The following is a 24195-nucleotide window of genomic DNA, read 5'->3' as shown; positions in this document are numbered from 1 at the left end:
TTTCGCTCGGCAGGATGGCGTCATGGCCTCAGCGGTGCCCCCCACCGCCCACGGCCGTATCGGCCCCCGGAACGCTCGCGGTCCGGCACCTTGAAAGAAGGAGCGAAAAGGACATGCCCAGCCCAGTCGATTTTCCCGAGCCCACCCTCGTCTCCGTCAACGGCGTGGAGCTCGAAGTCTTCGAAGCGGGACGGCAGAATGCCGGGAAGCCGGTGGTGCTCTGCCACGGCTGGCCGGAGCACGCCTATTCCTGGCGTCACCAGATGCCCGCTCTCGCCGCAGCCGGATACCACGTCATCGCCCCGAACCAGCGGGGCTACGGGAACTCGTCCCGTCCCGCCGACGTGACGGCCTACGACATCGAGCACCTGGCAGGTGACCTCGTGGCGCTGCTCGACCACTACGGGTACGAGGACGCCACCTTCGTCGGTCACGACTGGGGTGCCATGGTCGTCTGGGGGCTGGCCCTGCTGCATCCGGCCCGCGTCGACAAGCTGATCAACCTGAGCCTGCCGTACCAGGAGCGCGGAGAGAAGCCCTGGATCGCGTTCATGGAAGAGGTGTTCGGGGGCGACTTCTACTTCGTCCACTTCAACCGGCAGCCAGGTGTCGCCGAGGCCGTGTTCGAAGAGGACACCTTCCGGTTCCTGCGCAACCTGTACCGCAAGAACGAGCCCCCCGGGGAGCCTCAGCCGGGTATGGCCTTGATCGAGCTGGCCCGAGCGGAGACGCCACTCGGTGATCCCGTCATGAGCGACGACGAACTGGCCGTCTTCGTCTCCGCCTTCGAATCAACGGGGTTCACGGGCAGCGTGAACTGGTACCGGAACCTCGACCGCAACTGGCATCTCCTGGCGGACGTGGACCCGATCATCCAGCAGCCCGCACTCATGATCTACGGCGACCGGGACGTGATCCGGAAGTCCGACAGACTGGCGGACTTCGTGCCGCGCGTGGACGTCGTCAGCCTGGACTGCGGCCATTGGATCCAGCAGGAGAAGCCGGAGGAAACGAACCGGCTGATCACGCGATGGCTGGCCCGGCAGGACGCTAGGTAGCGTCCCGGTCCCGGGCCCCTGGTCGGTCGGTGCGGGCGATGAGGGGGCGGTGGGCGGGCTGGAGGTCCTCGGGCAGGTCGTCGGGGGTGAACCAGCCGGCGTCCAGGATCTCGAAGCCGTCCAGCGACAGCGTGCCGCCGGTCAGCCGGGCCTCGTACGCCACCTCCAGCCGCAGCCGGTAGCCGCTCTTGAGGTGGATCAGCTCCCCGGCCCGCACGTCGAGCCGGGTCTCCTCCTTCACCTCGCGCTCCACCGTCCGGCCGAACTCCTCACCCCGGATCGCGTACCCGGACGGCAGCCCCCACTGCCGTCCCTCCGGCCACATCCGGTGCTTGAGCAGGAGGACGCGGCCCGCGTCGTCGCGGACGACGCCGGTCACCCCCACCATGAACGTCGCGTTGGCCAGCCACAGCACCCGCCACTGGATCGGCCCCCGCGTGGCGTGCCAGGCCCGCGCCGCAAGCCGCCTCAGCATGCGGAGAGATCGTCGGGAAGGATGCGGAAGGCGTGGGTTCCGGTCAGCGGCGTGATGGCCCTGAAGTCCCGTCGGTCGGTCCGCTCCTGGGCGAGGGGCCAGTCGTTCACCGCGAGCGCGGACCGCCGGTCGACGTTGCGCGTCGTGATGTGCTCGATCTCCAGGGCCACGAGGGGCGACACCACGGTCAGCGCCGCCTTCCGTAGCCCTGTACGTGCCCTCTGGTGTTCCCGGTCCTTCGTGTGGAGGGCCGCGACCAGCCCGGAGGTGGCGCCGATGACGACAACTCCGATTCCGCCATGGCGTCCGACACCGACCGGTGGATCTCCTCAGCGCTCACAGGACCGCCGAAGTCGAGCTGGGGGATGTCCCCGTCCTCGTCCCATCGACGCGTCCGCAGAGCGGCGATGTGGAACGCCTCCCGGAAGTATTCCGACTCCGTGCGTCCTTCCCGCGCCGCAGCTTCCTTGATCGCCAGGAGGTCGTCCTCGTCGACCATGACGGTGGTCTTCTTGAGCGACATGCGGTCACGGTACCCGCGCCACCACCACCTGTCCTGTGCCTTTGTGAGCGAGCCCCTGGAGTGGGTCCGTGAGAGCCGACCGGGGTGCGGGTCGGCGTGCACCCTGCGGACCGGCGACCACTTTCGGTCCCTGACCGCATTCCGAGAGTTATCGCGTCGGTAGAGTGAGTGCGAGCCGGCCCGCTAGGGCCGACCGTCCCACGACATGCGGAGGATCCTGCCGTGACGACCGCCGATTCCGGCCTCGACACCGAAGAGATCAACGACCTGAAGGAGACCGTGCGCCGCCTTCAGAAGGACGCCAATGCCAAAGCCGTCCTCCTGATCGACAAGGACGGCCGACAGGTGGCGGCGGCGGGCGAGCACGAGCAGTACGACGTGACCTCGCTCGCCTCCGTGACCGCAGGCAGCGGCTCTGACGACTTGGCCAAGCTGATCCGGGAGCGCGAGCTTTCGGTAATGCCCCACGAGGGGCAGCAGGACTACTTCCACATCTCGATCGTGGCCACGTACGCCATCCTGCTGGTCGCCTTCGACGCGCGATCCTCGCTGGGCCTGGTCCGACTCCAAGTCAAGCGCGCTGGTGGGGACTTCGACAAGATCCTCGGGGCCATGGCCCAGCGCGGCTCCTCCGACGCGTCGCTCACGGAGATCACCGACGACGACATCGAGCGGCTCTTCAGCGCGTAGCACCGAGCCGAGCCGAGTACCCACTCGGCTCGGCTCTCCTGCGCCGCCTAGCCGGGGATGGGCACATCTCAGGACGTCGGCCATCGGTCCAAGCGCGCCACGTCGACGTCTCCGGTACGACGGTGGAGAACCCGGAACTCCGTTCGGCACCCACCGTCGAAGGTGCATGCCCACCGGGCACGAATCGCGTCACAGCGACTCCGGTGTGCACCCCGGACCGTTCCCGCTCATTCTTTGACGTCGGCGACGAAGGCGGACCAGGCGGCGGCGGGGAAGACGAGCGCGGCGTCGTCCGGCCGCTTGCTGTCCCGGACCGGGACGACCCCCGCACACCCGTCCGCCACCTCGATGCAGTCACCGTACGACTTGTCGCTGTAGCTGGACTTCCGCCACCGGGCCGCGCCGGGGAAGTCCCGGGCCACCTCGACGCAGGCGCCGCCGGTGTTGTCGCTGTAGCTCGACTTGCACCAGGTCGCGGAACGGAGGTCAGGGGTCGTGGGGCTCATGCGTAGTGCTCCTTCATTGTGTCCCGGATCAGGCGCTGGGAGGCCGCTGGTGGCAGAGCATTGACCTGCAAGAGGTCGTACGCATGAGCGTATCGGGTGACACGGTCGGGCAGCTCTACGAGTTCACCGCAGGAGTACCCCTCCAAATAGGCCACGTCCGGGCCGTCCGGAAGGGAGAGGAGCGTGAGGGAGCCTCCGGTGACCGGGTGTTGCGGCGCTTCAAACGGGAGCACTTGAAAGGTGATGTGCGGATGTCGGGCCAGGGCCAGCAGGTGTGACAGTTGTTCGTGCATCGTGGCCTGCTCGCCGACTCTGCGATGAAGCGCTGCTTGGTCGAGGACACCCCAGAGGAAGGGCGGGTCGTCGCCTTCCAACAGCACCCTTCGGCTGAGCCTTGCTTCTACCTGTCGGTCCAGCTCCTCCTCTTCCAGGTGAGGAAGTCCCTCGCGCAGGCTGATTCGGGCATAGGCGGCTGTTTGGAGAAGGCCGGGTACCGAGTGCGCCGCGTAGGTGAGCACCTTGACGGCTCTGGCCTCCTTCTCCATGTACTCGCGGACCCAGTCGACGTAGGTCTCGCGGGTCATGTGCCACCAGAGGTCGGAGATCTCGCCGTCCGCGTCGAGGGCGACGTCGATGGCGTCGGCGAGGGCGCGGGGTGGTGGGTCGGTGGCGAGTTCCACCTGGGCGATGCGGTTGTGGGAGACGTGGACGTGGCAGCCCAGCTCGCGCTGCGTCCAGCCCAGGGCCTCGCGGCGCTTGCGGACGCGCGAGCCGAGGTAGGCGGCCATGGAGGCGCGGGGGTCAAGTGGCTTGCTGGAAGGCATGGTCAGGGCCTCGTTTCAGCCTTCTGGATCTGAAGGGCTTGACACTTCCCCATCCTAGGTACGACTCGCCACGCTGTGTGCCGAACGGGGATACCCAACGTGAAAGGCACCAACGCACATGGCGATGACGGACGGGCGCAGGATGGCCCTGGAGCGGCTGCGGGAGGCGGAGGGCGCGGCGAACGAGCTGCGCGAGGAACTGCGGCTGGTGGGACTGGTGTTGCCCTCGCTCCGGATCGACCCGGTGTCGGCGGCCGGGACGGAGCCCTCGCCGCTGATCGACCTAGGACGGTGCACCGTGGAGACGGCGCGGCAGCTCGCGGTCGTCCTGCGGCACCGGAAGCGGCCGTGACGCCGAAGCGCGGCGCGTGCGCCGTGGACCTGCGGACGGGCCGGGTCGGCGAAGTCATGGACCAGTTGGGCCGGTTCGTGCAGCTTCGGCCGCTGCGCGGTGGCGTGGAGTGGGACTGCCCGCGCGACCAGCTGCGGGAGGCCACCGCGGCTGAGCGGTTGCGTGCCGACCTTGCCGAGGTGAACCGCCGAACCCGACTGTTCCGATAGGCAAGTTGACCGGTTTTGATCGAGTGGCGCACGGGGTGGGCGTTGTGATTAGAGTCATCACAAACGCACGCTTCGTGCAGCCCGCATGAAGCGGCCCTCAACGGTGCTAGCAACACCGGTGAGGGCCTTCATCACCAAGGTCAATGGAGGGCCCTGGGATGCTCCGGCATGTTATCGCGCCGACGCGCTTCTACTCGCAGATTCCCAACGAGCTGATCCGTCATCCGAGGCTGAGCAGTACAGCCGTGCGGATGCTGGAGTGGGCGCTGTCGCTGCCCGAGGGCTCGCGGGAGACGTTCACCTCGCTCAGCGAGAAGCTCCCCGAGGGACGCATCACCGTCCGCAAGGCACGGCAGCAGCTCGCCGCCGAGGGGTACGTCCACACCCGGCAGACGCAGGACCGGGAGTCCGGACGCTGGCAGACCGTCGTGCTCATCTCCAACGTGCCGCTGACCACGGCCGCCGCCGTGGACGCGGCCTTCGCCGGGGCTCCGGGCGGCCGGGTGCTGCCGGTCGGCGAACCGGGGGAACGGGCCGTCGGCGACTCACCCAAGGGTGAAGAACAACCGGAGAACACACCCCACCCTCCCCGTCCCGCCGCACCGGACGCCGAGCGGCACGCGGAGCCCAGGCCGGGACCCGAGCCGGGCCCGGTCCCCGCCCCGGCGCCGGACCTCCCGGTGTCGGACGAGCCGGACCCCGGCGGTGGTGACGGCGCCGGCTCGGGACGTGCGGCTCGCGTCCTGGCCGCACTCGGACGGGACGAGCCCCGGCTGCGGCTGGGCGTCGCCGAGGCGGCGCGGCTGGCGCCGCTGGCGCGGGAGTGGCTGGCCAGAGGCGTCGGGGAGGCGGAGCTGCGGGAGGCGCTGACGGCGGGGCTGCCGCGCCGGGTGCACGCCCCGGCGGCGTTTGTGGCGCACCGGCTGACGGCGAAGCTGCCGCCGCCCGTCGCCCCGAGGACGCCGCCGCCCCCGCCGTTGGCGGAGTGCGCGGAGTGCCGCGACCCGCTGCCGCGCGGGCAGCGCACCGGGATCTGCCGCCCCTGCGCGGGGCTCGTGCCGTCGCCCGAGCCGCCGCCCGGCCTGCCACCCGCCGCCGCCCGCGCCCGCGCCGCCTTCGAGGCCGCCCGCGCCCGCACCCGCTACGTGTGAGAGAGGACAGAGGTATGCTTAGTCCACTGCCTAGTTCATTTGGTGGCCACCGTTGGGAGGAAGCTGTGGACGCAGCCCGTCAGTACAACGTGCACGAGGCCAAAACCCATCTCTCCCGCATTCTGGAACAGGTCGCCAGTGGTGAGGAAGTCGTCATCAGCAAGGCCGGGGAGCCCGTCGCCAAGGTCGTCCCGTTGCGCCAGAAGGTGAGGCGGACAGGGCGTGGTTCCCTGCGTGGACGTGTTCATATCGCCGATGACTTCGATGAGCTTCCCGATGATCTCGCCGATGCCTTCGGGGCGCGGTGATGCGGCTCCTGCTCGACACCCACGTGGTTCTGTGGTGGCTTGACGACTCCCCCGAGCTGTCCGGCGAAATCAAGGACATGCTCGACATCGAGCCCGGCGTGTATGTGAGCGCGGTGACTCCGTGGGAGATCGCGATCAAGCAGTCCCTGGGCAAGCTGAGCGGGGTGGACGACCTTGCGGAAAGAGCGCGGGATACCCAGTTCACCGGTCTGCCGATCACTGCGGGCCACGGTGTACGTGCAGGGCGGCTCCCTGGGCACCACCGTGATCCCTTCGACCGGCTCCTGGTCGCTCAGGCTCAGATCGAGGGGCTGACCCTCGTCACACGGGATCGGTGGATCCGGCAGTACGACGTCCAGGTCATGGCAGCCTGACCGCCGCCCGCCGTCCCGTCAGCGCTTCGGGGTGTAGGTGAGGATGACGAGGCCGGTGGCGTGGGTCTCGGTGCCGGTGAGGTCGAACGTGTGCTGTCCGAGGTCGCGGTAGAGGAGGTCGGACGGCTGGGCCTTGCCGGAGAGGACGGGGTGCAGCCACACCCTGAACTCGTCCAGGAGGCCGTTCTCCAGCATCAGGCGCGTCACGTCGCCGAAGCCGTACTGGAGGATGTTGCCGCCGTCCTGTTCCTTCAGCTCGCGGACGCGGGCGGCGACGTCGCCGTCGAGGACCGTGCAGTTCGACCAGTCGGGGTTCTTGAGCGTGGAGGAGACGACGTACTTGGTGATGTCGTTCATCCGGTCGGCGAAGGCGTTCTGGCCGGCCTGGGCGGACCAGGCGGGCGCGAAGCCCTCGTAGGTCTTGCGGCCCATGATGAGGGCGTCGCTCTCGGCGAGCTGGCTGCGGGCGGCGACCTCGGCCTGCGCGCCGAAGTAGTTCATGTGCCAGTCCTGCATGTTGGTGATGTCGCCGTCGAGCGTCATGTAGGTGGCGTTGACGATCTTGCGCATGGTGGCCGTCTCCTCGGTCCTCGGGGCCTCTGCCGCTGTCGGTGGGGGAGACTCCCAGCCAAGCGGAAACTCATCGCGGGGCCGAGGATTTCGAGAAGTGTGGAAAAGCGGGTCGCTCCCGCACCGGGCCCGCTTCGGGGTCACCGCACCACACGAAGGAGTGGTCCGGGGCGACCGTCATGCCGAAGTCGTACAGCGGTGGGGAGCCCTCGGCCGTCCACCAGTCCCAGGCGCGCGCGATCTCGTCGGCCAGCCGCCGGGGGCCGCCCTGGCGGGCGACGGCCGCGCCGTCGTGGCCGGTGAGGACGGCCCAGGACGCCGCGCCGTCGTGCAGCCGTACGACGGGTTCACCGCCGGACGGCCCGGGGCCCGGGGCGGGGCCGGGGACGACGTGGATGTCAGGCCGGGCCACCCGCAGGGCGAACAGCAGGTGCGCGTCGTCACGCAGCGCCCGGACGTCGTGGGGGAAGGGTCGCGCGGTGCCGTGCGGCCGGGCGTCGTGGACGTGCCACCAGTCGGCGCCGGGTGGGGTGCCGCGCGCGGGCATGAACGTGGCGAGCCCCTGCACCCACCCCGTCGCCGAGCGTCCGTCGTCCGCGACGGTGAGCGCCACGTGCCCGAGCCGTCCCCAGGGGAACACGAGCCGGCCGCCGGGGCGGGTCTGGGCGATCCACGGCCACGGCACCTCGTCCACGGCGTAGGTGGCGATCACGCGGTCCCACGGGCCGTCCTCCGGGCGGCCCGCCGCGCCGTCGCCGACGTGCACCGCGACGTCGGCGCCCGCCGCGCGCAGCCGCCACAGCGCGGCCTCGGCCAGCTCCGCGTCCACCTCGACGCTGACCACCCGGCCCGGCCCGGCGCGGTGGGCGAGCAGCGCGGCGTTCCACCCGGTGCCCGTGCCCAGCTCCAGCACGCGGTGGCCCGGCTCGACGCGTAGCGAGTCGAGCATGTCCACCACGACGCCCTGGCAGGAGAGGCTGGAGGAGGGGACGCCGTCGGTGAGCTGGGTGACGGCCGCGTCGTCCGGCCCGGCGTAGACGAGGGCGGCCCAGGAATCGAGCGCGGTCGCCCGGTCGACGGGGACGTAGGCGTGGCCCGTCCAGTGCCACAGCCGGTCGGGGGCGAAGGCGTGCCGGGGCAGCGTCTCCACGGCGTCCCGCAGCCACGGCGAGCGCTCCGGCCACTCCCCGGACGCCTCCATCGCCGCCGCGAGCCGCTGCCGCAACCCGCCGAACTCCCGCACGCTCACTCCTTCTTGTGCTTGCCGCCGCCGGGCGGGGGCGGGGGCACCTTGCCGTCGGAGTTGCCGGGGGGCGGCTTGCCCCGGCCCAGGTCGGGCTCCGGCTTGCGGTGATCTCCCATGGTGACTCCTCCGTCTCTCAGCGTGACACTACGGAGGGTGACATTGCTTCGGGTCGCACGGCAAGGGCGCGAGGGGGCGTGCGGGGGTGTGCGGTGGCCACCCCGGCCTGAGGGTGCGGGGGGTGGGGCTTGCAGACTGGCGGAGCAGGGTGCACGGGTTCGATGACGGGGGACGTGTGGAGAGTTGGGCGTGGCGGCACCGCCGGACGTTGTGGAGCGTGGGAGGGGTGCTGGCCGTCCTGGTCGTGCTCGGGCTCTCGGTCCGGGCGCCGGTGGAGCAGTGGTGGCTGGCCCGCCAGGCGTGCGGGGGCGAGCTGCCCGCCGACGACCTGGAGATCGTGCGGAAGGGCGTGCTGCTCGATTCGAACGAGCAGTCCTTCGACGCGGAGGCCGGTCGGTACGCATGCGTGCTGCGAAGTGACCAAGGCACGGTCGTTGTCGCGGTGGACGCCTCTTCCCGTGGACCGGAGCGCGAGGTTCCCTACGCCTGGTCCGCCTACATGCCGTACGCGGCGCTGCCCGACGGGCTCCCCGGGTTCGAGAACAACAACAGCCTGGTCCACCTCATGCCGGAGTGCCCCGGCCGTGCCGAGGGTGGGGAGCGTCACCGGCTCCTGGTGAGCACCTGGACGTACTTGGCCTCCAGCCGTGCGGAGAAGGCGGCCATGTTGCGGCTCGCCGTCCGGATGACGAACGAGATGACCGAGAAGCTGGGCTGCGGTGGTGAGCCGCTGCCCGCGCCGCAGGAGGGTGCGGTCCCGGAGCAGGGCGCGTACGTTCCCCGCGCGCAGGCGGAGGGAACGGCCTGCGGCTCACTCACGACCGCGCGCGTCCCGGGGGCGGGGCCCGACGGGGTGGTCCAGATGGCCGTCGCGGACGGCGGCCTCGTGGGCCGGTGCACCCTGCACGCACCGGGGGATGGGCACGGGAATCGCGCGGACCGTGGACGGCCGCTCGTCGAACTCACCAGCTGGCGCGGCGAGTGGGCGGGGGAGATGCGGGAGATGTACCACCACGTCCGCACACCGTCGTCGGGGCTCAACAGGGGCGCCACCTGGGAGCCCGAACTCACCGATCATCGGGCGTGGGCGGTCGCCAGGTGCGAGGACGAGAACGTCGGCTACGCCGCGTGGGACTACGAGAGTCCCTACCGGGAGGAGGGGGAGGACGCCGAACCACGGACGGAGGCCCAGAAGAGGGAGTGGCGCGAGCGGCTGCGCGGGTACGTGACGGCGTTCGCCGAGGACCAGGTCCGGCGTGGGGGCTGCACGGATCTGCGGGTGCCGCCGGCGCCGTGACGGCCCGGCACCGGCACCGACCACCGGAGCCCGGCGGCCTGTCGCACCCCGGCCGTCAGCGGGGGGCGTGCGGGTGGGGGTGCTGCGGGTGCGGGGGCTGCGGGTGGAAGTACTGCGCGGCCTTGCGCACCAGGTGGTCGGAGTAGATGAGGCCCATCACGGCGCTGCCCCGGAAGTAGCCGAGGTAGCCGTGCGTGGTGTCCACGACGACCGGGCGGGCGAAACAGGACAGCCGGCTGCGCTGGTCCTGTTCGGCCCAGGCCGTCGCGGCCCGCTCCACGCGCGGGGAGACCAGCACCGGGAAGACGGCCGCACCGTTGCGGAAGTCCGTGACCATGCTGCCCCGGTGCTGCTTGGCGTAGGCCATGGCGTCCTGGGTGAACCGTTCGACGAGCGGCAGGGTGATCTCGGGGACGGCCGTCGCGACGGTGAACAGGTGCAGCTTGGTCGCCATCCAGCCCCACTGGAACTCGGTGCGGCGCCCGACGAGGACGGGGGCGCCGCCCCAGTCGTCCCAGCGGGGCGCGCAGCCGTCGGCCGCCAGCCGCTGCTCGACGGAGGCCAGGAACGCGTGGTTCGGGTCGGTGTACATGGCGAACAATTGTTCACCCGGGGGTCTCGTGCGGCGCCGGGAGGGTGCCGCCCCGGAGCGGTGCGGCCTCGGCGGGTGGAGCCCGCGGCGGCGCGCCCGCCGTTTCAGGTGGGCCGTACGGGCAACCCCGGCGCCATGGACAGCACACTCGCCCTCGCCTCCGAGGGCTACGCCTGGTTGCCCGACCGGTGGCGGGCGCACACCGGCCCGATCGTCCGGACCCGGCTCATGGGACAGCGGGCCGTCGCCCTGCGCGGGGTGGAGGCGGTGCGCTTCTTCTACGACGAGCGCCACGTGCGGCGGCGCGGGGCGCTGCCCGAGCCGGTGGTGGCGACCCTGTTCGGCCACGGCGGTGTGCAGGGGCTCGACGGGGAGGCGCACCGGGAGCGCAAGGCCCTGCTGATGCGGGTGGCGGCGTCGCCGGAGGGGGTGGAGGCGCTCGCGGAGCAGTTCGCGCTGGCGTGGGAGGAGGCCGTGCCCGGCTGGCGGGAGCAGGACACGATCGTGTTGTTCGACGAGGCGGGCGTCGTGCTGACGCGCGCGGTCACGCGGTGGGCGGGCGTGCCCGTCGCGGGGCAGGAGGTGCGGCCCCTCGCGGCCGACCTGCTGGCCATGGTCGACGGCTTCGCGACGGCCGGGCCCCGGCACTGGCGGGCCCGCAGGGCCCGCAAGGAGCGGGAGGCGTGGCTGGCCGGGCTCGTGGCGGACGTCCGCCGGGGCTCGGCCCCCGTGCCGGAGGACTCCGGGCTCGCCCGCATCGCCTGGCACCGGGACGCGGACGGCTCCCTCCTGCCCGCCGACACGGCCGCCGTCGAGGTGCTGAACGTCCTGCGCCCGACCGTCGCCGTGGCCTGGTACGCGGCCTTCGCCGCACACGCCCTGCACCGGTGGCCCGCGCACCGGGAGCGGCTGGCCGACGCCGACCACGCCTACGCGTTCGCCGACGAGGTGCGGCGCTTCTACCCGTTCGCGCCGTTCGTGGCCGGGCGGGCCGCGACCGACCTGACGTGGGAGGGCGAGCACATCCCCGCCGGGACGCTCCTCCTGCTGGACCTGTACGGGCAGAACCACGACGCCGAGGTGTGGGGCGACCCGTACACCTTCCGCCCCGACCGCTTCCGGCACGGCGACATCGCGCCGGACGTCCTCGTGCCGCAGGGCGGGGGCGACGCGGCGACCGGCCACCGCTGCCCCGGCGAGGACGCCACCCGCGCCCTGATCGCCGCGCTGGCCGCCCGGCTCGCCGGGCTGTCGTACACGGTGCCGCAGCAGGACCTGGCCATTCCCCTCGGCCACATCCCCACCCGGCCGCGCAGCGGGATGGTCCTCGCCGTGGAGTGACCGTCGGGCCCGCTCGCGACCTCGCCACCTCGCTACCCTTGCGCGGGTGAGCAGGGAGAACACCGCGGGCGCCGGGCGTACGGACGACGACCCCGGGCGGGCCGTCCGCGCGTGGCGGGCGGCGGCGGGCGGCGCCGTGCTGCTCGACGGCTTCCACGCGGTCAAGCACGCCCTGCGCTTTCGGGCCGACGTCCACGCCGTCCTGACGCGGGACGCCGCCGGGCTGCGGGAGCTGGCCGCCGAGCTGGCGCCGGACGTCGCGGAGCGCCTGACGGCGGCGGCCGTCGAGGTGGACGGCGAGGTGCTGCGGACGCTCGTGCCGCGCCTGCACCCCACCGGCGTCGCCGCGCTCGCCGCCCGCCGCGACCGGGCCGCCAACCTGGCCGCGCTCGGCGCCCGGCCCCGGTCGGCGCCCGTCGTCCTGCTGGAGGACCCGCGCAACCTGGGGAACGTGGGCGCCGTCGTCCGGCTGGCGGCGGGGCTCGGGATCACCGGCGTCGTCACCACCGGGCCCACCGACCCGTGGCACCCGGCGGCCGTGCGCGGCGGGGCGGGGCTGCACTACGCGACCGCCGTCGAGCGGGTGGAGACGGGCGCGCTGCCGCCCGGCCCGCTGTACGTGCTGGACCCGGCGGGCACCGACCTGCGCGAGGCGGTGCTGCCGGATGACGCCGTCCTCGCGTTCGGTACCGAACGGCACGGCGTCTCGGCGGAGTTGCGGGCGCGGGCCGATCACCTGCTGGCCCTGCCCATGCGCCCGCAGGTCTCCAGTTACAACCTCGCCACCAGCACCGCCATGACCCTCTACCACTGGTGCGCCACCCGCCCACCCACCTGACCCGACGCCGCGCACGTACGGTGCGGACCTGCCGTGCTTCTTCCCGACACGGAGCGGAGGCCACGACGTGACGATGCCTGCCATGAGCGCACGCCCCGGCAATCTGCGCACCGTTGCCGAAGAGATCGAGCGGGCGACCGGTCTGCGTGTCGAGATTCTGGGAGGAAAGCTGGTGATGTCCCCGACCCGCCGGGGCAAGCACGCGGGGGTGATCCGGCGGCTGCGGAGGCAGCTCGAACCCGTGTTGCCGACGGGGCTGGGTGCGTACGAGGTGTCGTCCATCGCGTTCCCCGATGACGCGGACGACTACTGCACTCCCGACCTCGTCCTGCTGCCCGAGGAGTGGGACCAGGACGACGACTGGCTCGCGGACCCCGGCGACGTGGAGCTCGCGGTCGAGGTGATCTCCACCTCCGAGCGCGCGAAGGACATCGCCGGAAAGGGCGCGTGGTACGCCGCGGCGGGTGTCGGGCTGCTGCTGAGCATCGATCCGCGACGCGGCCTGTGGGCGCTGTACAGCCGACCCAAGGGCGGTGAGTACCAAGGGGTGTTGCACGGCGAGTTCGGCGAGGATGTGCCCCTGCCGGAGCCGCTCGGTGTGGTGCTGGACACCGCCGCTCTGCCGCGCTACGGCACGCCCTGAGGCTTCCGGCCGGACGCGGGCCCGCCCGCGCGGGGTAGGGGCGCGCGGGCGGGCCGGGGCTGCGTGGCGGCGGCGGGGTCAAGCCTGGCGGCGGACCTCGACCATGCGGAAGCGCGGGGCGACGAACGCCGCGTCGCACAGCGTCGCGTTCGCGGCGGGGTTGCCGCCGGAGCCGTGGAAGTCGGAGAACGCGGCGGTCTGGTTGACGTACACGCCGCCGGTGAGGTTGAGGGAGAGCTGGGCGCACTCCTCCAGGCAGGCGTCCTCGACCAGGCGCTCCGTCGCGGCGTCCGTGGTGTAGGCGCCGATGGTCATGGCGCCCTGCTCGCGGATGGTGCGGCGCAGCAGCGCGACGGCGTCGTCGGTGGAGTCGACGGCGACGGCGAAGGACACCGGGCCGAAGCACTCGCTGAGGTAGGCGGCCTCCGCCTCCGGCTTGGCGCCGTCCAGCTTCACGATGACGGGCGTGCGTACCGTCGCGTCGGGGAAGTCGGGGTGCTCGACCGTGCGGGAGGCGAGCGCCACCTCGCCCAGCGAGGCGGCGCCGTCCAGCCGCTCGGCGACGCCCGGGTTGACGATCGCGCCCAGCAGGGCGGTGGCGCGGGCGTCGTCGCCCAGCAGCTTGTCGACCGCGCCCGCGAGGTCGGCGACGACCTCCTCGTACGTCCTGGGCCCGGCGTCCGTCTCGATGCCGTGGCGGGGGATGAGCAGGTTCTGGGGGGTGGTGCACATCTGGCCGCTGTAGAGGGACAGCGAGAAGGCGACGTTGGCGAGCATGCCGCGGTAGTCGTCGGTGGAGTGGAAGAGGATCGTGTTGACGCCCGCCTTCTCGGTGAAGACCTGCGCCTGCCGGGCGTTGGCCTCCAGCCAGTCGCCGAAGGCGGTGGAGCCGGTGTAGTCGACGATGCGGACCTCGGGGCGCACCGCGAGCGTCTTCGCGATGCCCTCGCCGTCCCGCTCGGCGGCGAGCGCGACGAGGTTCGGGTCGAAGCCGGCCTCGGCGAGGGTCTCCCGGGCGACGCGCACGGTCAGCGCGAGCGGCAGGACGGCGCGCGGGTGCGGCTTGACGAGGACGGCGTTGCCGGTGGCCAGGGAGGCGAAGACGCCGGGGTAGCCGTTCCAGGTGGGGAAGGTGTTGCAGCCGATGACGAGGGCCACGCCGCGCGGCACGGCGGTGAACTCCTTGGTCAGCTCCAGCGGGTCGCGCTTGCCCTGCGGCTTGCTCCACGTGACGGCGGCGGCCGGGGTGCGGGTCTGCTCGGCGTAGGCGTACGCCACGGCCTCCAGGCCGCGGTCCTGCGCGTGCGGGCCGCCGGCCTGCATCGCCATCATGTAGGCCTGCCCGCTGGTGTGCATGACGGCCTGGGCGAACTCGTGCGTGCGCGCGTTGATCCGGGTCAGGATCTCCAGGCAGACGGCGGCCCTGGCCTCCGGTCCGGCGTCCCGCCAGGCGGGCATCGCCTCCCGCATCGCGGGCAGCAGCACGTCGACGTCCGGGGTGGGGTACTCGATGCCGAGGGGGAAGCCGTAGGGGGAGGTCTCGCCGCCCGTCCAGCCCCGGGTGCCGGGCTGGTCGAGCTCGAAGCGCGCGTCGCGCAGGGCATCGAAGGCGGTCTGGCCCTCGGCGGGGCCGAGCGAGCCGTTCTCGCCGTAGGCCTTCGGATGTTCGGGGAACGGTGACCAGTACGCCCGGGTGCGGAGGGTCTCCAGAGCCTGGTCGAGTGTGGGACGGTGCTGGTCGATCAGCTGCCTGGCGGTGAGCGCGGTGGTCATCGAAGACCAACTCCTCGTCGAGCTGGGCGCGGGCTTGCGGACACCGTTAGAGTAACCGAACGATCGGTCGGGACAAGGGGGCTGAAATGGCCAGCGTGGAGAACGCGCCGGACGCGGGGACCGTGGCGGTCGTCGGGACGGGAACGATGGGCCAGGGCATCGCCCAGGTCGCGCTCGTCGCCGGGCACCGGGTGCGGCTGCACGACGTGGCGCCCGGCCGCGCCGAGCAGGCCGCCGGGGCCGTCACCGCCCGGCTCGACCGGCTGGTGGCCAAGGGCCGCATGACGGCGGCCGAGCGTGACGCGGCGGCGGGCCGGCTGCACGCCGCCGAGGAGCTGGGCGACCTGGCCGACGCCGGGCTCGTCGTGGAGGCGGTCCTGGAGGACCTGGGCGCCAAGCAGCTGCTCTTCGAGGCGCTGGAGTCCGTCGTCGCCGACACCTGCCTGCTCGCGACGAACACCTCCTCGCTGTCGGTCACGGCCATCGCGGGCGCGCTGCGGCGCCCCGGCCGGTTCGTGGGGCTGCACTTCTTCAACCCCGCGCCGCTGCTGCCGCTGGTGGAGGTCGTCAGCGGCCACGCCACCGACGAGGCGACCGCCGTCCGGGCCGGCGAGCTGGCCGCCGCCTGGGGCAAGACCCCGGTGCGCTGCACCGACACCCCCGGCTTCATCGTCAACCGGGTGGCCCGGCCCTTCTACGCCGAGGCGTTCCGGCTGCTGGAGGAGCGCGCCGCCGACCCCGCCACCCTGGACGCCGTGCTGCGCGAGAGCGGCGGCTTCCGCATGGGGCCGTTCGAGCTGACCGACCTCATCGGGCAGGACGTCAACGAGGCCGTGACCCGCAGTGTCTGGGAGGCGTTCTTCCAGGACCCCAAGTTCACGCCCTCACTCGCGCAGCGGCGGCTGGTGGAGGCCGGGCGGCTCGGCCGCAAGTCCGGCCACGGCTGGTTCCCGCACGGGGAGGCGGCGGGGGAGGCGGCGGGGAACGCCGAGCGGCCCGCGCCGCACACCGCACCCCGGCACCCGGCGCCCCGCCAGGTCACCGTGCACGGCTCCCTCGGCCCGGCCGCCGTCCTGCCGGAGCTGCTGGCCGACGCGGGCATCGGCGTCGTCCCGGCGGACGCGTCGCACACCGGGCTCACCGTGCACGCCGACGAGGGGTACCTCGTCCTCCCCGGCGGCGCCCGGCTGCGCCTGGCCGACGGCCGCGCCCCCGCCCCCGGCGAGATCCACTTCGACCTCGCCCTCGACTACCGCACCGCCACCCGCATCGCCCTGGGCTGCGCCGACGACGTCTCCGAGGCCGACCGGGCGGCGGCGGCCGGGCTCTTCCAGGCCCTGGGCAAGCAGGTCAGCGTCATCGAGCCGGTGCCCGGCCTCGTCGTCGCCCGCACGGTGGCGATGCTGGCCGACCTCGCCGCCGACGCCGTCGCCCGGGGCGTGGCGGGGGAGGCGGACGTCGACACGGCGATGCGGCTCGGCGTGAACTACCCGCGCGGCCCCCTGGAGTGGTGCGACGCCCTCGGGGCGGGCTGGGCCGCGTCCGTCCTGCGCGGCCTCCACGGCGCCTACCCCACCGGCCGCTACGCCCCCTCGCAGGGGCTGCTGCGCCGCTCCGGGCCGGCGGGGGGACAATCGTGACCATGGCCCGCCGTGACACGTACACCCCCGACACCCTGCTGGCCGTCGCGGTGCGCGTGTTCAACGAGCGCGGTTACGACGGCACGAGCATGGAGCACCTCTCGAAGGCCGCGGGCATCTCCAAGTCGTCCATCTACCACCACGTGCGTGGCAAGGAGGAGCTGCTGCGGCGCGCTGTGGCCCGCGCGCTCGACGGGCTGTTCGGCATCCTCGCCGAGCCCGGCGCGACGGGCGGCCGGGCCGTCGAGCGGCTGGAGTACGTCACGCGGCGCACGGCCGAGGTGCTGATGGCCGAGCTGCCCTACGTCACGCTGCTGCTGCGGGTGCACGGCAACACCGACACCGAGCGGTGGGCGCTCGCGCGGCGCCGGGAGTTCGACCAGCAGGTCGCGGAGCTGCTGAAGCAGGCGGCGGCCGAGGGCGACCTGCGGGCCGACATCGACGTGCGGCTGGCGACGCGGCTGCTGTTCGGGATGATCAACTCGATCGTGGAGTGGTACCGGCCCGAGCGCGGCTCCGCGGCCCCCGAGGTGTCCGCCGCCGTCGTCCGCATGGCCTTCGCGGGGCTGCGCGTCACCTGACCGCCCGCCTGCCTGCCCGTCCGAACCGCCCGGTGTCCGGCCGTCGTCCGCCGGTGCCGGGCGGTGTTCGGTGCGGGGGACGCGGGGCTGCGCGAACCCTTGACACCGTAATTGGTCTGGACCAAATTCCGCTCTCGGCACCCGTTTCCCGAGCCCGGAGGCAGTCGTGAGCCGCTTCAGACGTTCCAGGGGCACCGCGCGCCCGCCCGCCCGTCCCCGCCACCGGCTGCGGGCCACGCTGCTCGCCGTCGCGCTGGCCTGCGGCGGGCTCACCGCCACCGCGCAGAGCTCCCAGGCCGCGGAGGCCGAACTGCTGCGCAACGGCGGGTTCGAGTCCGGCCTGGACGGCTGGCGGTGCCCGGCCGGCAGCGCCGCACCCGTCTCCACACCCGTCCACGGCGGCACCGCCGCGCTGAAGGCGACCCCCGGCGGCGGCCACCACGCCGAGTGCGCGCAGACCGTCTCCGTGCGGCCGGACTCCGCGTACACGCTGAGCGGCTGGTTCCAGGGCTCCTACGTCTACCTGGGCGCCCGGGGCACCGGCACGACCGACGTCTCCACCTGGACGCCCTCCGCGGGCGACTGGACCCGGCTGTCGACGACCTTCACCACCGGCCCCGGCACGACCTCGGTCACCGTCTACACCCACGGCTGGTACGGCACCCCCGCCTACCACGCCGACGACCTCTCCCTCACCGGACCCGGCGGCGACCCGGGCGACCAGCAGCCGCCCGCCGTCCCCGAGGGCCTGACCGCCGGAACGGTCACCTCCTCCAGCGTGGCGCTCACCTGGAACGCCGTGCCGGGCGCCACCGGCTACCGGCTCTACCGCAACGGCGAGCCCGCGCGCACCACCACCGGCACGTCGGCCACCGCCACCGGCCTCACCCCGGAGACCGCCTACACCTTCGAGGTCGCGGCCACCAACGCGTACGGCGAGTCCGCCCGCTCGGCGGCCGTCACCGTCACCACCGGCCGCGGCGGCGGGGACGGCGGCGGGAAGCTCCCCCAGCACGCCCTGGTCGGCTACCTGCACGCCAGCTTCGCCAACGGCTCCGGCTACACCCGCATGGCGGACGTGCCCGACTCCTGGGACGTCATCAACCTCGCCTTCGGTGAGCCCACCACGCCGACCTCGGGCGACATCCGGTTCGACCTGTGCCCGCGCGGCGAGTGCCCGGAGGTCGAGACCGAGGCGGAGTTCGCGGCGGCGATCAAGGCCAAGCAGGCCGCCGGGAAGAAGGTGCTCATCTCCATCGGCGGCGCCAACGGCCAGGTCCGCCTGGAGACGCCCGCCGCCCGCGACGCCTTCGTGACCTCCGTGAGCTCCATCATCGACCGGTACGGGCTCGACGGGCTCGACATCGACTTCGAGGGCCACTCCCTGGCCCTGGACAACGGCGACACCGACTTCCGCAACCCGACCAGCCCCGTCATCGTCCACCTGATCTCGGCCCTGGAGACGCTGACGGCGAAGTACGGCCCGGACTTCGTCCTCACCATGGCGCCCGAGACGTTCTTCGTGCAGCTCGGCTACCAGTTCTACGGCTCGGGCCAGTGGGGCGGGCAGGACCCGCGCGCGGGCGCCTACCTGCCGGTCATCCACGCCCTGCGGGACCGCCTGACGCTCCTGCACGTCCAGAACTACAACTCCGGGCCGATCATGGGCCTGGACGACCGGCACCACACCATGGGCTCGGCCGACTTCCCCATCGCCATGACCGACATGCTGCTGACGGGCTTCCCCGTCGCGGGCGACCAGGACGCCTTCTTCGCGCCGCTGCGCCCCGACCAGGTGGCCGTCGGCCTGCCGGCCTCGTCGCACGCGGGCAACGGCCACATCGGGCCCGCCGAGGTGACCCGCACGCTCGACTGCCTCACCCGGGGCACCTCCTGCGGCTCCTACCAGCCGCACGGCACCTGGCCCGGCATGCGGGGGCTGATGACCTGGTCCATCAACTGGGACGAGTTCAACGGCCGCGACTTCTCCCGCACCTTCGACACCTACTACGGCAACTGACCGCTTCCCGGCGGGAAGTGAGCGGGCACCGCGCCCGCGCGTGCGAGAATGCTCCACAGCCATGAAGCCTCCCCGGCGGACGCCCGCGTCCGTGCCGGGGAGGCTTCTTCACGTTCCGCCTCCCGCGCCGCGCGGGCTTCCCCCGGCACGGGACGTCCGCCGATCGCCCATCTCCCGGAAGGGGTCCCGTGTCCGAGACGTCCGTCCGCCTCGCCGACAGCACCGACCGTCCCACCGTGGAGCGACTGTGGCCGCTGTTCCGCCACGACCTGTCGGAGTTCGACGGCCGACTGCCCCGCGCCGATGGGACCTTCGACGACCACCGGCTCCGGATGGCCTTCACCGCACCCGGCTGGGCGCCCTACCTCCTGACAAGCGGCGCCCGCCCCGCCGGCTTCGCGTTCGTCCGGGGCCTCGACACGCCGACGCGCGTGCTGAACAGCTTCTTCGTGGTGCGCGGCGCGCGCCGGACGGGGATCGGGCGGCACGCCGTACGGGAGATCGTGGCCCGGCACCCCGGTCCGTGGGACATCGCGTTCCAGGACGCCAACCGGGCCGCGGCGCGCTTCTGGCGCCGCGTCGCCACGGAGCTCACCGGTGACGCGTGGACGGAGGAGCGCAGGCCGGTGCCGGGACGGCCGCAGGTGCCGCCGGACGTCTGGATCTCGTTCAGCGCCCCGGCCACGCGCCGCGCCTGAGGGCCGGGCCGGAACGCCTCCGCCCGGCGCGCTAGGGCGCCGGATGGAGGTCGGTCTCCTCGAAGACCAGCAGCGTGCGCGTGCTCAGGACCTCCGGGATCGCCTGGATGCGGGTCAGCACCAGCTCCCGCAGCGCACGGTTGTCGCGGGTGTGGACGAGCAGCAGCACGTCGAAGTCGCCGCTGACCAGCGCGATGTGGGTCGCCCCCGGCAGCTGTTCGAGCTGGGCCCGCACCGTGCGCCAGGTGTTCTGCACGATCTTGAGCGTGACATAGGCGGACGCGCCCTGGCCCGCGCGCTCGTGGTCGACGCGGGCGCTGAAGCCCCGGATCACGCCGTCCTCGACGAGCCGGTTGATGCGGGCGTAGGCGTTCGCCCGCGAGATGTGGACCCGGTCGGCGATCGCGCGGACCGAGGCCCGGCCGTCCGTCTGGAGGATGCCGAGGATCTGCCGGTCCACCCCGTCCAGCGGGCGCGCGGGGACCCCGGCGTCGGCCATCTGTTCATCCGCCACGGCGTGGGGCCCTCCCTCTCTGGACGTCCGGTGCGGTCCGGCCGCCGGGAGCGGCCATTCGTCCACAGCGCGGTACCACCTGTAGCCAGAATGCACTCCGGACCGAACAATCGGTAGGGGAGAGACCCCGGTCACTTCCGTGGCCACCGCCACCCCCCCCGAACGTCCGCCCCCGAACCACCGGAGGTGCGCCCGACATGACGGTCACCGCGCAGACCGGCGCATACCGCCCTGCCCCGCCCCCGAAGTGGCGGCCGCTCACCGACGCGGCGCCCCTCCTGCCGGACGAGCGCCCCCACCGCGTCCTGGGGACCGGCGCCGAGCTCGACCCGGCGCTCATGTCCGAGCTGTACACGCAGCTGGTGAAGGGCCGCCGCTACAACCAGCAGGCCACGGCCCTGACGAAGCAGGGCCGGCTCGCCGTCTACCCGTCCTCCACCGGCCAGGAGGCGTGCGAGGTCGCCGCCGCCCTCGTGCTGGAGGAGCGGGACTGGCTCTTCCCCAGCTACCGGGACACCCTCGCCGCCGTCGCCCGGGGCCTGGACCCGGCGCAGGCGCTCACCCTCCTGCGCGGTGACTGGCACAGCGGGTACAACCCGCTGGAGTGCCGCATCGCGCCGCTCAGCACCCCGCTCGCCACCCAGCTCCCGCACGCCGTCGGTCTTGCCCACGCCGCGCGGCTGCGCGGGGACGACGTCGTGGCCCTCGCCCTCGTCGGCGACGGCGGCACGAGCGAGGGCGACTTCCACGAGGCGCTCAACTTCGCCGCCGTCTGGCAGGCCCCCGTCGTCTTCCTGGTGCAGAACAACGGCTTCGCCATCTCCGTGCCCCTGGCCAAGCAGACCGCCGCCCCGACGCTCGCCCACAAGGCGGTCGGGTACGGCATGCCCGGCCGGCTGGTGGACGGCAACGACGCGGCGGCCGTGCACGAGGTGCTGGCCGACGCGGTGGCCCGCGCCCGGCGCGGCGGCGGGCCCACGCTCGTCGAGGCCGTGACGTACCGGATGGAGGCGCACACCAACGCCGACGACGCCACCCGCTACCGGGTCGATGCCGAGGTCGAGGCGTGGCGCGCCCACGACCCGGTGGCCCTGCTGGAGTCCGAGCTGACGCGGCGCGGGCTGCTGGACGAGGACGGCATCGCCGCCGCCCGGGAGGCCGCCGAACGCATGGCCGCCGACCTGCGGGACGGGATGAACGCCGAGGCCGACCTCGACCCGATGTCCCTGTTCGACCACGTGTACGCCGAGCAGACCACCCAGCTGCGCGAGCAGGCCGAGCAGCTGCGCGCCGAACTGGCGGCGGCCGACGAGCACGACGAGCACGACGCACCCGACCCGCACGCCCAGCACGGACAGGAGGACGGCCGATGAGCACGGCGGCCACCCGCCGGCCGGCGGACGCCACCCGGGCCCCCGCCCGCAAGCCCACGCCGCTCGCGCAGGCGCTGAACCGCGCCATGCGGGACGCGATGGCCGAGGACCCGGCCGTGCACGTGCTCGGCGAGGACGTCGGCACGCTCGGTGGCGTCTTCCGCGTCACCGACGGGCTCGCGGAGGAGTTCGGCGACGAGCGCTGCACGGACACGCCGCTGGCCGAGGCCGGCATCCTCGGCGCCGCCGTGGGCATGGCCATGTACGGGCTGCGCCCGGTCGTGGAGATGCAGTTCGACGCCTTCGCCTACCCGGCGTTCGAGCAGCTCGTCTCGCACGTCGCCCGCATGCGCAACCGCACGCGCGGCGCCCTGCCCATGCCGATCACCATCCGCGTGCCCTACGGCGGCGGGATCGGCGGGGTGGAGCACCACAGCGACTCCTCCGAGGCGTACTACATCGCCACGCCCGGCCTGCACGTGCTCACCCCGGCGACGGTGGCCGACGCCTACGGTCTGTTGCGCGAGGCCATCGCCTCCGACGACCCCGTCGTCTTCCTGGAGCCCAAGCGGCTCTACTGGTCCAAGGACGACTGGGACCCGCGGGCGCCCGCCGCCGTGGAGCCGATCGGGCGGGCCGCCGTCCGGCGCACCGGCACCTCGGCGACGCTGCTCACCTACGGCCCCTCCGTGCCCGTGTGCCTGGAGGCCGCCGAGGCGGCGACGGCCGAGGGCTGGGACCTGGAGGTCGTCGACCTGCGCTCCCTCGTGCCGTTCGACGACGAGACGGTCACCGCGTCCGTGCGCCGCACCGGGCGGGCCGTGGTCGTCCACGAGTCAGGCGGCTTCGGCGGGCCCGGCGGGGAGATCGCGGCGCGCGTCACCGAGCGCTGCTTCCACCACCTGGAGGCGCCCGTCCTGCGCGTCGCCGGGTTCGACATCCCGTACCCGCCGCCGATGCTGGAGCGCCACCATCTTCCCGGCGTCGACCGGATCCTGGACGCTGTGGACAGGCTCCAGTGGGAGTCGCGGTGGACGGAAGGGGACGGACGCTGATGCCCGAGGTGCGCGAGTTCACCCTGCCCGACCTGGGCGAGGGACTGACCGAGGCCGAGATCGCCCGGTGGCTGGTCGAGGTCGGGGACGTCGTGGCCATCGACCAGCCGGTGGTCGAGGTCGAGACGGCGAAGGCCATGGTGGAGGTGCCCTGCCCGTACGGCGGCGTGGTCACCGCCCGGTTCGGCGCGGAGGGCGACGAGATCCCCGTCGGCGCCCCGCTGGTGACCGTCGCCTCGGCGCCGACGGGCGGGGACGGGAAGCCCGCCGTGAACGGTGTCGAGGTCGTCGACGGCACCCCCGTGCCGTCCGTGCAGCGCGCCGCGTCTGCCGCGTCCGGCACGGCCGGTGGGAAGGAGGGATCGGGCAACGTCCTCGTCGGCTACGGCACGAGCGAGGCGCCGCGCCGGCGCCGCCGGGCCGCCCGACCGGCCGCCCCCGCGCCGTCCCCCGCGCCGACGCGCCCCCGCCCCGCGCCCCGCGCCCCCGTGGCGCGGGCGGACGAACCGGCGGACGCCCGGACACGTGCGCCCCTCGCCGTCATCTCCCCGCTCGTGCGCCGCATCGCCCGAGAACACGGCATCGACCTGCACACCGTGCCGGGCTCCGGCCCGCAGGGGCTGATCCTCCGCGCCGACGTCGAGCGGGCCGCCGCCCGCCCCGAACCGGCCGCCGCCCCGACCGCCCACGCCGCCGCTCCCCCAGCGGAGCCGGAGGGCGAGCGCGTGCCCCTCAAGGGCGTGCGCGGCGCCGTGGCGGACAAGCTCGCCCGCAGCCGCCGCGAGATCCCCGACGCCACCTGCTGGGTCGACGCCGACGCCACGGAACTGCTCGCGGCCCGCCGGGCCATGAACGCCGCCGGGCCGAAGATCTCCCTCCTGGCGCTCCTCGGCCGGATCTGCGTGGCCGCGCTGGCGCGCCACCCCGAACTGAACTCCACCGTGGACACCGAGCGGCGCGAGGTCGTGCGGCTCCCCGCCGTGCACCTCGGCTTCGCCGCCCAGACGGAACGCGGGCTCGTCGTGCCCGTCGTCAAGGACGCCCACCGGCGCGACGCGCAGGGGCTGACCGACGAAGTCCAGCGGCTGACGGACGCCGCCCGCGACGGCCGGCTCTCCCCGGCCGAGCTGACGGGCGGCACGTTCACCCTCAACAACTACGGCGTGTTCGGGGTGGACGGCTCGACGCCGATCATCAACCACCCCGAGGCGGCGATGCTCGGCGTCGGCCGGATCGTGCCGAAGCCGTGGGTGCACGAGGGCGAGCTGGCCGTGCGGCACGTCGTCCAGCTCTCGCTGACCTTCGACCACCGGGTCTGCGACGGCGGCACGGCCGGCGGCTTCCTCCGGTACGTCGCCGACTGCGTCGAGCACCCCGCCGTGCTCCTGCGCACCCTCTGACCACCCGCGCCGACCCGCGCCGACGCA

At 73.2% G+C, this 24195-nt stretch carries 28 protein-coding genes; 18 read left to right on the top strand and 10 right to left on the bottom strand.

Annotation, left to right across the window (positions count from 1 at the left end):
* Positions 1-113 precede the first annotated feature (113 nt).
* Positions 114-1058: an alpha/beta fold hydrolase gene (locus IF129_RS22240; RefSeq protein WP_191211569.1), complete on the top strand. Its 945-nt coding sequence runs from the start codon at positions 114-116 to the stop codon at positions 1056-1058.
* Here IF129_RS22240 and IF129_RS22235 read toward each other — a convergent pair.
* From IF129_RS22235 to IF129_RS22225, 3 genes are read right to left on the bottom strand one after another with little or no spacing between them, the layout of a single operon-like run.
* Positions 1051-1530, bottom strand: coding sequence for an NUDIX domain-containing protein (locus IF129_RS22235; protein WP_191211636.1), 480 nt, complete (start codon positions 1528-1530; stop codon positions 1051-1053). The genes IF129_RS22240 and IF129_RS22235 overlap by 8 nt on opposite strands.
* Positions 1527-1718, bottom strand: a complete 192-nt coding sequence (locus IF129_RS26560; RefSeq protein ID WP_224755398.1) for a hypothetical protein — start codon at positions 1716-1718, stop codon at positions 1527-1529. Before IF129_RS26560 ends, IF129_RS22235 begins: the two co-directional genes overlap by 4 nt.
* A gap of 2 nt (positions 1719-1720) precedes the next feature.
* Positions 1721-2056, bottom strand: a complete 336-nt coding sequence (locus IF129_RS22225; RefSeq protein WP_224755397.1) for a CopG family transcriptional regulator — start codon at positions 2054-2056, stop codon at positions 1721-1723.
* Positions 2057-2278: 222 nt separating this feature from the next.
* Here IF129_RS22225 and IF129_RS22220 point away from each other — a divergent pair, with 222 nt between their 5' ends.
* Entirely contained in the window at positions 2279-2746 is a 468-nt protein-coding gene (locus IF129_RS22220) for a roadblock/LC7 domain-containing protein (protein ID WP_191211568.1), read from the top strand.
* Between the two features lie 227 nt (positions 2747-2973).
* On the opposite strand, the gene IF129_RS22215 is transcribed toward IF129_RS22220, so the two are convergent.
* Together IF129_RS22215 and IF129_RS22210 are read right to left on the bottom strand one after the other, a co-directional pair.
* Positions 2974-3252, bottom strand: a complete 279-nt coding sequence (locus IF129_RS22215) for a DUF397 domain-containing protein (protein ID WP_191211567.1) — start codon at positions 3250-3252, stop codon at positions 2974-2976.
* Complete coding sequence (locus IF129_RS22210; protein WP_191211566.1) at positions 3249-4076, bottom strand: helix-turn-helix domain-containing protein; 828 nt, start codon at positions 4074-4076, stop codon at positions 3249-3251. Before IF129_RS22210 ends, IF129_RS22215 begins: the two co-directional genes overlap by 4 nt.
* A gap of 118 nt (positions 4077-4194) precedes the next feature.
* Between IF129_RS22210 and IF129_RS22205 the strand changes: the two genes are divergently transcribed.
* From IF129_RS22205 to IF129_RS22185, 5 genes are all read left to right on the top strand, one after another.
* Entirely contained in the window at positions 4195-4428 is a 234-nt protein-coding gene (locus IF129_RS22205; protein WP_191211565.1) for a hypothetical protein, read from the top strand.
* Positions 4425-4637 (top strand): hypothetical protein, encoded by a 213-nt coding sequence (locus IF129_RS22200; RefSeq protein WP_191211564.1) that lies wholly within the window; start codon positions 4425-4427, stop codon positions 4635-4637. The genes IF129_RS22205 and IF129_RS22200 overlap by 4 nt, the downstream gene beginning before the upstream one ends.
* A gap of 158 nt (positions 4638-4795) precedes the next feature.
* The gene (locus tag IF129_RS22195) at positions 4796-5788 is read left to right on the top strand and encodes a hypothetical protein (protein ID WP_191211563.1); all 993 of its coding nucleotides are present in this window, start codon (positions 4796-4798) and stop codon (positions 5786-5788) included.
* Positions 5789-5853: 65 nt separating this feature from the next.
* Positions 5854-6096, top strand: coding sequence for a type II toxin-antitoxin system Phd/YefM family antitoxin (locus IF129_RS22190; RefSeq protein ID WP_191211562.1), 243 nt, complete (start codon positions 5854-5856; stop codon positions 6094-6096).
* Entirely contained in the window at positions 6096-6470 is a 375-nt protein-coding gene (locus IF129_RS22185; protein ID WP_191211561.1) for a type II toxin-antitoxin system VapC family toxin, read from the top strand. Before IF129_RS22190 ends, IF129_RS22185 begins: the two co-directional genes overlap by 1 nt.
* 18 nt (positions 6471-6488) lie before the next feature.
* Here IF129_RS22185 and IF129_RS22180 read toward each other — a convergent pair whose 3' ends face one another.
* The gene (locus tag IF129_RS22180; protein ID WP_191211560.1) at positions 6489-7040 is read right to left on the bottom strand and encodes a dihydrofolate reductase family protein; all 552 of its coding nucleotides are present in this window, start codon (positions 7038-7040) and stop codon (positions 6489-6491) included.
* 70 nt (positions 7041-7110) lie between these two features.
* Positions 7111-8283 carry a methyltransferase domain-containing protein gene (locus IF129_RS22175; protein ID WP_318153884.1) on the bottom strand — a complete coding sequence of 391 codons (1173 nt, stop codon included), beginning with the start codon at positions 8281-8283 and terminating at the stop codon, positions 7111-7113.
* Positions 8284-8620: 337 nt separating this feature from the next.
* Here IF129_RS22175 and IF129_RS22170 point away from each other — a divergent pair, with 337 nt between their 5' ends.
* Positions 8621-9700, top strand: coding sequence for a hypothetical protein (locus IF129_RS22170; RefSeq protein ID WP_191211559.1), 1080 nt, complete (start codon positions 8621-8623; stop codon positions 9698-9700).
* Between the two features lie 55 nt (positions 9701-9755).
* Here IF129_RS22170 and IF129_RS22165 read toward each other — a convergent pair whose 3' ends face one another.
* Positions 9756-10292: a levansucrase gene (locus tag IF129_RS22165; protein ID WP_191211558.1), complete on the bottom strand. Its 537-nt coding sequence runs from the start codon at positions 10290-10292 to the stop codon at positions 9756-9758.
* A 135-nt stretch (positions 10293-10427) separates the two neighbouring features.
* Here IF129_RS22165 and IF129_RS22160 point away from each other — a divergent pair, with 135 nt between their 5' ends.
* The 3 genes from IF129_RS22160 (at position 10428) to IF129_RS22150 (ending at position 13114) form a co-directional block, all read left to right on the top strand.
* Positions 10428-11633: a cytochrome P450 gene (locus IF129_RS22160; RefSeq protein ID WP_191211557.1), complete on the top strand. Its 1206-nt coding sequence runs from the start codon at positions 10428-10430 to the stop codon at positions 11631-11633.
* Between the two features lie 46 nt (positions 11634-11679).
* Complete coding sequence (locus IF129_RS22155) at positions 11680-12471, top strand: TrmH family RNA methyltransferase (RefSeq protein ID WP_191211556.1); 792 nt, start codon at positions 11680-11682, stop codon at positions 12469-12471.
* 82 nt (positions 12472-12553) lie between these two features.
* A complete protein-coding gene (locus IF129_RS22150; protein ID WP_224755395.1) occupies positions 12554-13114 on the top strand; it encodes a Uma2 family endonuclease in 561 nt (186 codons plus the stop codon).
* Between the two features lie 78 nt (positions 13115-13192).
* Here the strand turns inward: IF129_RS22150 and paaN are convergent, their stop codons facing one another.
* A complete protein-coding gene (gene paaN, locus IF129_RS22145; RefSeq protein ID WP_191211555.1) occupies positions 13193-14887 on the bottom strand; it encodes a phenylacetic acid degradation protein PaaN in 1695 nt (564 codons plus the stop codon).
* Positions 14888-14973: 86 nt separating this feature from the next.
* Between paaN and IF129_RS22140 the strand changes: the two genes are divergently transcribed.
* The 4 genes from IF129_RS22140 (at position 14974) to IF129_RS22125 (ending at position 19826) form a co-directional block, all read left to right on the top strand.
* The gene (locus IF129_RS22140) at positions 14974-16527 is read left to right on the top strand and encodes a 3-hydroxyacyl-CoA dehydrogenase (protein ID WP_191211554.1); all 1554 of its coding nucleotides are present in this window, start codon (positions 14974-14976) and stop codon (positions 16525-16527) included.
* Positions 16524-17108: a TetR/AcrR family transcriptional regulator gene (locus IF129_RS22135; protein ID WP_191211553.1), complete on the top strand. Its 585-nt coding sequence runs from the start codon at positions 16524-16526 to the stop codon at positions 17106-17108. The genes IF129_RS22140 and IF129_RS22135 overlap by 4 nt, the downstream gene beginning before the upstream one ends.
* 166 nt (positions 17109-17274) lie before the next feature.
* Positions 17275-19128 (top strand): chitinase, encoded by a 1854-nt coding sequence (locus tag IF129_RS22130; RefSeq protein WP_191211552.1) that lies wholly within the window; start codon positions 17275-17277, stop codon positions 19126-19128.
* A gap of 188 nt (positions 19129-19316) precedes the next feature.
* Positions 19317-19826 carry a GNAT family N-acetyltransferase gene (locus IF129_RS22125; RefSeq protein WP_191211551.1) on the top strand — a complete coding sequence of 170 codons (510 nt, stop codon included), beginning with the start codon at positions 19317-19319 and terminating at the stop codon, positions 19824-19826.
* A gap of 31 nt (positions 19827-19857) precedes the next feature.
* Here IF129_RS22125 and IF129_RS22120 read toward each other — a convergent pair whose 3' ends face one another.
* Positions 19858-20325 (bottom strand): Lrp/AsnC family transcriptional regulator, encoded by a 468-nt coding sequence (locus IF129_RS22120; protein ID WP_191211633.1) that lies wholly within the window; start codon positions 20323-20325, stop codon positions 19858-19860.
* Between the two features lie 212 nt (positions 20326-20537).
* Here IF129_RS22120 and pdhA point away from each other — a divergent pair, with 212 nt between their 5' ends.
* From pdhA to IF129_RS22105, 3 genes are read left to right on the top strand one after another with little or no spacing between them, the layout of a single operon-like run.
* A complete protein-coding gene (gene pdhA, locus IF129_RS22115) occupies positions 20538-21713 on the top strand; it encodes a pyruvate dehydrogenase (acetyl-transferring) E1 component subunit alpha (protein ID WP_191211550.1) in 1176 nt (391 codons plus the stop codon).
* The gene (locus IF129_RS22110) at positions 21710-22768 is read left to right on the top strand and encodes an alpha-ketoacid dehydrogenase subunit beta (protein WP_191211549.1); all 1059 of its coding nucleotides are present in this window, start codon (positions 21710-21712) and stop codon (positions 22766-22768) included. The genes pdhA and IF129_RS22110 overlap by 4 nt, the downstream gene beginning before the upstream one ends.
* Entirely contained in the window at positions 22768-24168 is a 1401-nt protein-coding gene (locus IF129_RS22105) for a dihydrolipoamide acetyltransferase family protein (protein ID WP_191211548.1), read from the top strand. The genes IF129_RS22110 and IF129_RS22105 overlap by 1 nt, the downstream gene beginning before the upstream one ends.
* Positions 24169-24195: the final 27 nt, after the last annotated feature.

This window comes from Streptomyces chumphonensis, from assembly GCF_014779715.1.
Taxonomy (GTDB): Bacteria; Actinomycetota; Actinomycetes; order Streptomycetales; family Streptomycetaceae; genus Streptomyces; species Streptomyces chumphonensis.
The sequence above is the reverse complement of the archived record's forward strand: the minus strand, read 5'-3'. Positions and strand labels throughout refer to the sequence as shown.